Source organism: Helicobacter mesocricetorum (assembly GCF_900198605.1).
GTDB classification, from domain to species: domain Bacteria; phylum Campylobacterota; class Campylobacteria; order Campylobacterales; family Helicobacteraceae; genus Helicobacter_D; species Helicobacter_D mesocricetorum.
Map to the genome: position 1 here is coordinate 60,440 of NZ_FZPJ01000001.1, position 10,895 is coordinate 71,334.

A 10,895-nucleotide genomic window follows, 5' to 3' on the forward strand; every position below is an offset into this window, starting at 1 on the left:
CTAAATTCTGCCTCTTTCATACATTTCTCTTAACTTCTTCTTCTCTAAGGCTCTTTTATTTTTCTCTGCTAACATTTGGTGATATTTTTTCAAATCAAATTTCAACAAAACAATAAGCTTACTTGCTACAAAAATAGAGCTATAACTACCAACAATAGAGCCTACAAGCATAGGAAGACTAAAGCCTTTGATAATTTCACCGCCAAATAAATACAAAGTTAAAACTACGAAAAACACGGTTAAAGAAGTCAATATCGTCCTTGAAAGTGTGGCTGAAATAGCCTCATTAATAACACTCTTTAAATCATCATTAAGGCGCAAATTAATTGTCTCTCTAATCCTATCAAAAATAATGATGGTATCATTAATGGAATAACCAATCAAGGTTAAAAGTGCTGCAACCACTTCTAAACTCAAATCAATCTTAAACAAAACAACAGCACCTGCTGTAATCACTACATCGTGGATTAAAGCAAGAATGCTTGTTAAGGCGAAACGCCACTCATAACGATAAGAAACATAAACCATAATCGAAACAAGGGCTAAGATTAATGCTAAAGCCCCTTTTTCCTTAAGTTCATTTCCAACTTTTGGTCCCACAATATCCACACGACGAATGCTTAATTCCCCTGTATCATCAAGCAATTTAGCAATTTCTTCGCCAATATTTTGCTCCACAGAAGAATTAGCAGTAGGCAATTTAATTAGAATTTCTTCAGGAGAGCCAAACTCACTCACTTGGAATCCCTTAAAAGATTCTACACTTTCTAATCTTTTGCGAATTTCAGCTAAAGGGGCGACTTTAGTATATTGAATCTGCACGATAGTCCCACCTGCGAAATCTATCCCCAAGGAAAAACCGGGCTTAATAAACAAAATAATTGAAACAACAAACAAGACTGCAGAAATTGCAATGCCATAATTAGACATTTTTATGAAATCATAGATTTTATTATATTTAAAAAAATCCATTACAACTTCCTTTTACAACTTCTATAACCAAACCAAAGAGCATAATTTCCAGACTTCATAATTCTCTCTTGCAATAACCTAAAGATACCGTGAGTTCCTACAATAGCTGTAATTACAGAAGCTATAATACCTATACTCATAGTAATGGCAAATCCTTTAATAGCTCCTGTCCCAAACACATAGAGCAAAACAGCAGCAATCAAAGAGGTAAGATTAGAATCAAAAATAGCCCTTGAGGCATTCATATAACCATTTTCCATAGATTTTATAAAATTCTCTCCCGCTCTAAATCCCTCCCGAATCCTCTCATTAATAATCACATTAGCATCCACTGCCATACCCACTGTTAAAATGATACCTGCCATACCCGGCAAAGTAAGAGTAGCTCCAAAAATCGCCATAACCGCAATTACTAGCAAAATATTGACAACCATAGCTAAATTAGCAATCACCCCTGCAATCCCATAATAAAAAGCCATAAAGAGCATCACAAGCACTGCTCCGCTAATAAGGGCTATCATAGAGGCTTTAATACTATCAGCACCCAAGCTTGGTCCAACACTCCTTTTTTCTAACAAAAAAACAGGAGCCGGTAAAGCCCCACTGCGCAAGGCAATGGCAATATCACTAGCTTCAGATACGTTAAAACCTCCACTAATTTGTCCGCTACCACCTCCAATTCTTTCACGAATAACAGGTGCAGAATACACTTTTCCATCCAATACAACTGCCATACGATTCCCGATATTTTTACCCGAAAAATCTGCAAAGATTCTTCCTCCTTGCGAATTAAGCGTAAAATTAATAATAGGTTGCCCATTATTGTCATAAGCAGCCCTTGCATCTGTTAGCATACTACCATCTAAAATAGGAATAGCTTTTAGCAAAATTGTTTGTTGGGGGTTGTTTATAAAGGGCAATATCACATCCCCATAACTTTGCGCCTCCACTTCACTCATTGTAGCCACTCTAGCATTTCTGGCTTCATCAACAGCCATCATTTGCAAATGCCCACCTTTAGAGATAAGCTCTAAAGCCCTTTGTTCCTCTTCTTGGGTTTTAATGCCGGGTAATTGCACTAAAATTGCATCGTTACCCTGTTTAATCACACTAGGTTCTGATAAGCCAAATTGATCAAGACGATTGCGAATATTACCAATAGCTTGTTCAATAGCAAAATTTTCTAAATTAATTTTTTCATTAGAAGTTAGCCTAAGCGTGTATTTCAAATCCTTTTCTATAACCTCTAACCCTTCCTGCTCACTAAGATATTTATCAATCTTTGCCTTTTCATTAGAATCCAATAACTCAAAGCTTAAAGCATCTTCACTTACAGCTAATTTATCAAGCAAAATTTGCTCTTCTGCACTATAATGATTAATAGCAGAAGCTAAAGTTGCATAACGCACTTTTATCGCCTCTTCGCTCTTCACACCCAACAAGAGATTCAATCCCCCTTGCAAATCAAGCCCTAAAGTAATCTTAGGACCTTGCGTTTGCAAAAAAGTAGGCAAAGACAAAATAACTCCAAAAAGTGTCGCTAAAATAAAAAAAAATAACTTGCTATTAAAAGGCTTTCTCATTGAAAAGATTATCCAACTTTCCTAGCAACATAATCTTTTGCTAACTTCACAATCGTATCATCATTCAAGCGCACCATAAAATAATCTTCTTCGCGTTTAACGACTTCTACAATAAACCCTCCACTTGTAATAACCTTATCTCCTTTGTCTAAAGCAGCAATCATTTCTTTATGATTCTTGGCTTGTTTTTGCTGGGGACGAATGATTAAAAAATAAAAAATCGCGATTAAGACAATTAAAGGAAGAAGTTGCATAAAAATATTTTCAGCATTTTCCATAAACAACCTTTATTCAGCTATGTTTCAGCTTTTAAAAATAAGTGGCTATTCTAGCAAAGATTTACTAATTAAATCTTTAAGCTAATTTAGATTGATAAATTCCTCAGCCCTTTGCCAAAAAATCTTTGCAAACTCTCTCTGGTTTCTATGCCAACCTTTAGGCAAAATAACGCATTCACAAACTCCACCCCAACCACCACCTTGCCACCTCCTCTTTGCACTCTCCCTTATAAGCTCTAAAGTTGGTATCTTCAAATAATCTGCAATATGCACACTCCCTGTATCTGGGCTTAATAAACAATCTAATTTACCAATAAACACCACAAGATTCAATAAATCCTCATTGTTTTTAAAAACCTTAATATTTTCTTGCTCAATTTTAGGAAACTCCACACCACTTTTTGGATAATCCATAAAGACAAAAAGGAATTTTGGAAATTTTCTCGCTAGATTCTCTGCAATTTCAAGCCAAGTTAAAAAAGAAAAATTATGAGCTTTGAGGGTAACGCAAAAAGGATTAATTCCAATAATTTTGAGATATTTTTTAGATTCTAATATTTCAAATGTATTATCCATAAATCGGATATTCTCCTCTCCTACATTCAGTGATACTTGAGAATAATCAATCTTTGGAAATTCTTTATCAAAATGCCTTTTATTGATAGTGCGCACAAGATTTAAACTCCCCTCCATAAATGCACGATTTTGTCTCCAATAGGGATTAATCACTCGCTTAACTCCCGAAATAAATAACATTTTTTGATGAAATAAAAGATTCTTAGAAAAAATCGTTAAAATTCGCTTAGAAGGAATTTTCTTGACTGATTCAATGGCTTGTAGATTATCGTGTTGCATAACAAGCAAAACAATATCAAAAGCCCTTTTTTTATCCTGTAAAATTTCTGCATAATTTATTATTTCATCAATAAAATCCACATTCCTAAATAAATTTTTCGCTGTATCAAACTTCGTAATCAAGCTTAAAGTTGCTTTAGGATAGAGAAACTTTAGGGTATAGAGGCTTTTTAGATTTACCATCGCATCTCCCACTCCTGCACAAGGCAAATAAACAGCTATTCTAAGAGGAAATCCCCCCCCCCCCTAAACAAAATCTTTCTTAAAAAATTCATCAATGTCCCTTATTTATTATTTTGAAGATAGATAATAAACTCTCTAGCCTTTTTAAAAAAGATTTTAAGATTCTCTTGTTCATATTCTCTCCAATTAGCGGATAATTGAAGAGATTGAAAATATCCTCCGTAGAATCCTCCACTCCATTGTTTGGAGACTTTTTTTGCAATCACTTCTAAAATAGGTATTCTTGCATTATCAGCAATATGAATATGCCCACTATCAACACCTAAAATTCCATCAAGGGAATGGATAAATGCCACCAAATCCTCTAAACCTTGCTGATTATAAAACACTTTAAGATTTTTTTCTACAAAAGGCATAAAATAATATTGCGTGCTAGGATAATTAACAAACACCAATAAAACTTCAGGAAACTCTTTACTTAAACTTTGGGCTAAAAACTTCCACTCATCTATTGTAAGATTAGCTTTTTTATTCATATTTTTAGCAAAAGGAAAAATACCTATAACTAAAGAATATTGCTCCCCTCCTCCACTCAAACTTGCCAATAAAGACCTATTTCTCCAAAATGTAGTTTCTAAAATCGGTAATTTTGCTAAGGAGAAATCAATAGCAGAAAATCCCCTATCAAAAATCCTCGTATTTATTTGTCTAACTAAATTTAAATTCCTCTGTATCTCACTATGTGTTTGCGACCAATAAGGATTAATAAAAACCTTCATTCCTCGCAAATAGCGACTAAAATAGAAAAAAACTTGCTTAGAAAACAAAAGAGATTGACTTAAGGTAACAATTTTTAACTTTGCTTGAATTTCTTGGGCAATCTTTAAAACTTCAAGATTATTATGTTCCACGATTAAAAGAATATCAAAACTAAGTTTCTGCCACTTTTGCTTATCTTCAACCAATAAAACTTCATTAACATAAAGCTCTCTTTGTTTTTCACATTTTAATAGCTCTAAAAGGATTCGACTTTGGGTTAAAACAGAGATTTTTGCATTAGGATAAAGGCATTTAATCGCATAATACATAGGAATGCAGACCATTTCATCCCCAATCCTTTGACGTATAATGTTGCCTAAAACAAGGATATTTAACGATTTTTTTAAAAGATACATCAATAATTCATAAGAGAAAAGACGAGCAAACGCCCATCTCATTAGTGATGAGTAACCTTGTCTCTCACAAGGAAGAAGATACTCCCTAAAATACCTGCTGTAAAAGAGGCGATCAAAATAGAAATTTTTGCCACATCTGTTGCCACTAGAGCGTGTTCTCCACTAAAAGCAAGGTTTGTTACAAAAATCGACATTGTAAAGCCAATCCCTCCTAACGCACCTGCTCCAAAAATCTCTACCCAAGATACACCTTGAGGACGAGCTGCGATACCTAATTTTTCGGCTAAAAAAGTAAAGAGAAAAATACCAATGGGCTTACCCAACACTAACCCGCATAAAATCCCCAAGAAAACATGATCAATCCCAAAATCAATATTAGCACCTATGGTTACTCCTGCATTAGCAAAAGCAAAAATAGGCATAATCAAAAAGCTACTATAAGGAGCTAATGCGTGTTCTAAGCGCAACAAAGGATTTTGGACAGCGTTTTTATGCTGTGCTAGATGATGCAGTGCTTCTACTTGCTCACTTTGAAGCAAAACACCATTTTTTTGCTTTTCTGCTTCCTGAAAGTGCGATACAACGATTTTCATTTTTTCCATAAAAGAAAGCGTATCCATTTTTGGAGATACAGGGATAGTAAAAGCCAAAGCAACAGCAGCAATTGTGGCGTGAATCCCACAATTATGGACAGCAATCCATAAAAACACTCCCAATACCATATAAGGAGTGAGGGCTTTTACTCCCATTTTATTTAAAATCACTAAAACAAGGATAATACCCGCTGCCACCACTAGCCAAGAAAAACTAAGTCCGCTAGAGTAAAAAAGCGCAATCACAATAATTGCTCCTAAATCATCCGCTACGGCTAAAGAAACTAAAAATACTTTCACAGAAACAGACACCCTCTTACCCAATACCGATAAAACCCCCAATGCAAAGGCAATATCCGTTGCCATAGGTATCCCAAATCCGTGTTCTGAAAGTGTTCCAGCATTCAAGGCATAATAAATAAGTCCCGGACCAACCATACCCCCAAGTGCAGCAATCACAGGTAAAGCAGCTCTTTTAAATCCCGCTAACTCGCCAAATAAAACCTCTCTTTTAATCTCCAAACCAACAACCAAAAAGAAAAAAGCCATTAAAACATCATTAATCCAATGTTCTAAACTCATACCTATAAAGATTCCATTAACATCAAACCCTACTTTGTTTTTCCAAAGTGTTGCATACCACTCGCCTAATGGAGAATTTGCAACAATCATTGCTAAAACCGCACAACAAAGTAACAACACACCCGCAAAAGACTCACTTTTTGTAAGTCTTTTAAGAGTTTCTAAAATTCCACTATTGTTTTGTAATTCCATAATTTCCCCTATACAATCTTAACTAATCTTCCGCTATCTTGGGTATAAAAAATATAGCCATACACTCGCTTTTTAAGAATCATCGTAACACTCTGCATATATTCACGCATTTGAATCTCATAAGCAGAATTTGGCTGTCCGCTTTTATAATCAATAATAAAAGCTTCCTCTTCGTTCTCAACCAAAAGATCTAAACGTTTTTGTCTTCCATTAGATAAAAAAGAAACTTCGCATTTTACACTACCTTTTTGTAGAATTTCATTAAATTGATGATTTTTAAGCAACAAATTACATTTCTTAAGAATTTCTTGTAAGCTCTTTTGGGATAAATAAAATCCCTCTTTATTACGCAAAATCTCCAAAAGTAAAGCATCTTCTAAATGATTTTTTAGCTTCTGCTCCATCGCAAAATGCAGAGCAATCCCAAAGGATAGAGCCTGAATATCTCCTTGTAACGCCTCTTTTTGTGCCACTTGTATTTGCTCTTGCCTACCAAGATTTTCTAACATTGCCCGATGAGGATATTCAAAAGCAGATTCTGGAATAACGATTTTAGAATTTGTAGGCTCTAAAGACTTGATAAACTCTCCTCTCTCTTCATCTTTTAATCCTATCTCTTCAAAGGCACTTTGAGAGTTTTTTAGTCCATAAAAAATTTGCATTGTTTGTTTTGCCCTTGTTAGAGCCACATAAAGCTGATTTTTTAAATCCTTCTTTGCTAAATCTTTTTCTTTTAAAAAAGCGTCCTTATAATTCTCATCTAAGGACATTCTTATAGCACTCCTTTTGTGATTATCATATTTGAAGATTCTTTTGATACTTACCCCATCATCCCCAAAGTCAAAAAAAAGTCCATTAGAAATTGCATTTCTTGAGCTTTTCCTATCAATAATAAAGACATTTTCAAACTCCAATCCCTTAGATTTATGAATAGTCATAATCCGAATGCCAGAAAAATCACTAGAAACAATCTCTTCTTGCAAGGTTTCAACCCCATCTAATAACTCTTTAATAGTAGCAAACTCCAAAGCCACTTCTAAAAATCTCTTAGCACTTAAACTAGCAATCCCAAATTTCTGCATAAGCGATAATAAAATTTCTGCAGGGTTATTAATGGGGTTATTAACAGTTTTTAAAAACTCCTCTAAACTCTCCTCCTCTAAGCCCAAAAGCATAAAAAACTCTTTTTGAAACATTGGGTTTTTGGTATCTAAAAACTTTAAAAATTGAATCAATGCCCGAACTTCATTATGAAATATAAGCTTTGTGCTAGTATCCATAACTACCCTTAATCCCCTCTCTTGCAAAAATGTCGCCAACTCCACAACCGATTTATTATCAAAGACTAAAAGCGTAATATCAGAGGGATTAACACCATATTCAAGCATTTTAACAATGCTCAAATACACCTCCTCTTCTAAAACCTCACAACCACAAACCCTCACATAGCCCTCTTTTTCAATCATCGGGATTTGTGGGATAAAACCTTCAATCTTGCCATCAAAAGTAGCATTAACAAATTCAACAATATGCCTAGCACTACGATAATTTTTTTTCATATTTTCTTGCTGCATTTGCTTAGATGCGATTTTAAAAAGCTCTGGATTCCCTCCGCGAAAGCGATAAATAGATTGCTTAATATCCCCAACATAAAAAAAGCTCCGCAAAAACTGCCTTGAACCTATCCCCGCCTTAATCTCTTCAATAAGAGGCTTTAAAATCTCATATTGCAAAATGCTAGTATCTTGAAACTCATCTATTAAAATGTGGCTAATCACACTATCTAGCCTAAAATACAAAAAGTCCTTAGGGAAGTTCTTATTAGAGAGCAACTTATAGACCTTAGAAGAAACAGCATTAAAGCTCAAAAGATTATTTTCTGCATAATACTGCTCCTTTGCCTTTAAATAAACTTTAAAAACCTTATAAAATCTCTGCAAATACAACGTCTCCTGCTCTAAAAAAACCCCAGAAATTGCCTTTTTTAGCCCTATAAAGTCCTCATCATTAAAAAGTATTTTAGAAAACCCCCTATACTCCCTTAAATTCTCTTTTAAAATCCAAGTTTCGCATTTACTAAGCAAAGTCATAAAATCATCAAATTTTAATTGTTCGTGAAGCTCTCCTTTTTGGGCATAATAAGACTCTTGTATCCCCCTAGCATAAGCTAACGCTTCTTGCTCATAATCACCTTTAAAAATAGAGCTTACAAACAAAGATTCATCAAGCATTTCTTTAAAAAAATCCAAAAACTCACAAAGCCTTAAAACACTTTGCAACCCCTGCTCTCTCTTTTCATAACAAAGCTCTAAAACCTCCTTAGACTCCTCATTGCTTAAAAGCTTCAAAAAGTTCTCTGTAATAACCTCTAAATTATCTTGCTTAATCTTAAAATCATATTCCACACCCACATACCAGCACAAACTCCTAAGTATCTTCTGAAAAAAGGCATCAATAGTCGTAATTTTCAAATCTTCTTTTAAAAAACTTTGATAAATAAAAGAAATTCTCTCTTGAATCTGCTTTACTAGAATACCATTATTATCAATATTAGACTCAACTTTTTTTATAAAATTATCATCATTCCTATGGCGATAAATACTTTGAATCTCCTTAATAATCCGCTCTTCCATTTCTTTAGCGGCTTTTTTGGTAAAGGTAAGCGTCAAGATACTAGAGGGTTTAGCCCCCAAAAAAAGCAATTCTATATACCTCCACACTAATTTATAAGTTTTTCCACTACCAGCACTTGCGCTCACACACAACAAAGCCTTATCCAATCGTTTTTCCTTTGATTTAAAAGTCTAAAATTATAACAAATTCCTTCATTTTCCAAAAGTTGATTGACATAAGCTAAAGTTTTATACTATAATACACTAAGAGTATAAAATTTAATTATTTCTTAAGGAACAAACAATGTCAAAGAGTCTTTATGATACTTTAGAGGTATCTCCTAATGCAAATGCAGAAGAAATCAAAAAATCTTATCGCCGGCTTGCCAGAAAATATCACCCTGATATTAATAAAGAAAAAGGAGCCGAAGAGAAATTCAAAGAAATCAATGCTGCTTATGAAATCCTAAGTGATGAAAAAAAGCGCAAACAATACGACCAATTTGGCGATTCAATGTTTGGGGGACAGAATTTTCACGATTTTGCAAGAGGGCAAGGAAATGTCAATTTAGATGATATTTTAAGCCAAATCTTTGGTGCAGGTGGTGGATTTTCGCAAGGAGGATTTGGGGGGAACTTTAATGGTTTTGGAGGTTTTGACAGCTTTGGAGGGGGTTTTAAAAATGCCAATCTTGACATCAACGCACAAATCACCATCCCTTTTATCACCGCAGCATTAGGAGGCAAACACAATGTAAATTTACAAAACCAAAGCTTTGATATTAAAATCCCAGCAGGAATCAAAAATGGAGAAACCATTCGTTTAAAAGGCAAAGGCAAAAGCATAGGCAGCCAAAATGGAGATTTATTACTAAAAGTAACAGTGGCTCCACACCCACAATACTCCCAAGAAGGAGATAATCTAACCAAAACCTTTGACTTACCGCTAAAAACAGCACTTTTTGGCGGAAAGATAGAGATTGAAACACTCCATAAAAACATTACTTTAAAAATCCCAAAAAACACAAAAAATCACCAACGATTTAGAGTAAAGGAATTAGGTGCTTATAACCGCAAAACAAAAACAAATGGGGATTTATACCTAGAAGCCAATATTCTTTTACCCGATATTGATTCATTACCTAAAGAATTAGTAGAATCTTTAGAAAAATATTTATAAGGAAGCAAAATGTATAGCTATGACGAACCCGTTTATCTTATCAGTGTCGTTGCAAAGATTCTCTCCATTCACCCACAAACCTTGCGTCAATACGAGCGAGAAGGTTTAGTAGAGCCCGGACGAACAGATGGAAAGATGCGTCTTTACTCCCAAAGGGATATTGACAAAATTAAAACCATTTTGCGCCTAACAAGAGACTTAGGGGTTAATCTAGCAGGAGTTGATATTATCTTGAGGCTAAAAGATAAACTAGATGAGCAAGACAAAGAATTAGAAGAATTGCGAATTAATTTAGAAAAGTTCAAAAGCAACCAATCCCATAAATCAGTTCTAAAAAAAGAAAGCTCTTATGAGGTGATTATTTTTCAAAAATAATTTCTCCAAAGCCACATTTTATATTTATTTAAGTAAAATGCACTATTTTTAAACAAAAATTAATACCAAAGTATTATTAGGTATTATTAAGTTTAAACACTTCAACACAAAAAGGAGTCCCAATGCAACCAACTAACAATGTAATAAATATTAGGGGGGGGGGGCCAATAATGCCTTCTCTTGTAGCTACTCCACCAAGCCTATCTTCTGTAAAAATTGATTCTAATCTTTTAGAATCCACAATCCATACTCAAACTTTAGAAATAGATACTAAACTAGACTCTAATTTGTATTGTAAAGTAGATTCTAATTTAC

General features: G+C 34.2%; 10 protein-coding genes. 3 read left to right on the forward strand and 7 right to left on the reverse strand.

The features are described 5' to 3' along the window. The 7 genes from secF to C6H18_RS00320 form a co-directional block, all read right to left on the reverse strand. On the reverse strand, positions 1 to 972 hold the full coding sequence (gene secF, locus C6H18_RS00290; RefSeq protein ID WP_104721131.1) for a protein translocase subunit SecF: 972 nt from the start codon (positions 970 to 972) through the stop codon (positions 1 to 3). Beyond that, entirely contained in the window at positions 972 to 2,555 is a 1,584-nt protein-coding gene (gene secD / locus C6H18_RS00295; RefSeq protein WP_104721132.1) for a protein translocase subunit SecD, read from the reverse strand. The genes secF and secD overlap by 1 nt, the downstream gene beginning before the upstream one ends. Before the next feature lie 8 nt (positions 2,556 to 2,563). Next, entirely contained in the window at positions 2,564 to 2,833 is a 270-nt protein-coding gene (gene yajC, locus C6H18_RS00300; protein ID WP_104721133.1) for a preprotein translocase subunit YajC, read from the reverse strand. 81 nt (positions 2,834 to 2,914) lie between these two features. After that, on the reverse strand, positions 2,915 to 3,871 hold the full coding sequence (locus C6H18_RS00305; protein WP_158654842.1) for a glycosyltransferase family 9 protein: 957 nt from the start codon (positions 3,869 to 3,871) through the stop codon (positions 2,915 to 2,917). 101 nt (positions 3,872 to 3,972) lie between these two features. After that, entirely contained in the window at positions 3,973 to 5,088 is a 1,116-nt protein-coding gene (locus tag C6H18_RS00310) for a glycosyltransferase family 9 protein (protein ID WP_104721135.1), read from the reverse strand. Then, positions 5,088 to 6,413, reverse strand: a complete 1,326-nt coding sequence (gene nhaA, locus C6H18_RS00315) for a sodium/proton antiporter NhaA (RefSeq protein ID WP_104721136.1) — start codon at positions 6,411 to 6,413, stop codon at positions 5,088 to 5,090. The genes C6H18_RS00310 and nhaA overlap by 1 nt, the downstream gene beginning before the upstream one ends. Positions 6,414 to 6,421: 8 nt before the next feature. Next, the gene (locus C6H18_RS00320) at positions 6,422 to 9,193 is read right to left on the reverse strand and encodes a RecB-like helicase (RefSeq protein ID WP_104721137.1); all 2,772 of its coding nucleotides are present in this window, start codon (positions 9,191 to 9,193) and stop codon (positions 6,422 to 6,424) included. Positions 9,194 to 9,329: 136 nt separating this feature from the next. Here C6H18_RS00320 and C6H18_RS00325 point away from each other — a divergent pair, with 136 nt between their 5' ends. The 3 genes from C6H18_RS00325 to C6H18_RS00335 form a co-directional block, all read left to right on the forward strand. Next, positions 9,330 to 10,205 (forward strand): DnaJ C-terminal domain-containing protein, encoded by an 876-nt coding sequence (locus C6H18_RS00325; protein WP_104721138.1) that lies wholly within the window; start codon positions 9,330 to 9,332, stop codon positions 10,203 to 10,205. A gap of 9 nt (positions 10,206 to 10,214) precedes the next feature. After that, positions 10,215 to 10,580 carry a heat shock protein transcriptional repressor HspR gene (locus C6H18_RS00330; RefSeq protein WP_104721139.1) on the forward strand — a complete coding sequence of 122 codons (366 nt, stop codon included), beginning with the start codon at positions 10,215 to 10,217 and terminating at the stop codon, positions 10,578 to 10,580. A 122-nt stretch (positions 10,581 to 10,702) separates the two neighbouring features. Then, positions 10,703 to 10,895, forward strand: a 193-nt coding sequence (locus tag C6H18_RS00335; protein ID WP_158654843.1) for a hypothetical protein, incomplete at its 3' end; no start/stop codon positions are given.

Excerpts from the sequence above, each read along its gene's own strand:
- secF (WP_104721131.1), bottom strand. The coding sequence starts at position 972 with ATGGATTTTTTTAAATATAATAAAATCTATGATTTCATAAAAATGTCT.
- secD (WP_104721132.1), bottom strand. The coding sequence starts at position 2,555 with ATGAGAAAGCCTTTTAATAGCAAGTTATTTTTTTTTATTTTAGCGACA.
- yajC (WP_104721133.1), bottom strand. The coding sequence starts at position 2,833 with ATGGAAAATGCTGAAAATATTTTTATGCAACTTCTTCCTTTAATTGTC.
- C6H18_RS00305 (WP_158654842.1), bottom strand. The coding sequence starts at position 3,871 with ATGGTAAATCTAAAAAGCCTCTATACCCTAAAGTTTCTCTATCCTAAA.
- C6H18_RS00310 (WP_104721135.1), bottom strand. The coding sequence starts at position 5,088 with ATGAGATGGGCGTTTGCTCGTCTTTTCTCTTATGAATTATTGATGTAT.
- nhaA (WP_104721136.1), bottom strand. The coding sequence starts at position 6,413 with ATGGAATTACAAAACAATAGTGGAATTTTAGAAACTCTTAAAAGACTT.
- C6H18_RS00325 (WP_104721138.1), top strand. The coding sequence starts at position 9,330 with ATGTCAAAGAGTCTTTATGATACTTTAGAGGTATCTCCTAATGCAAAT.
- C6H18_RS00330 (WP_104721139.1), top strand. The coding sequence starts at position 10,215 with ATGTATAGCTATGACGAACCCGTTTATCTTATCAGTGTCGTTGCAAAG.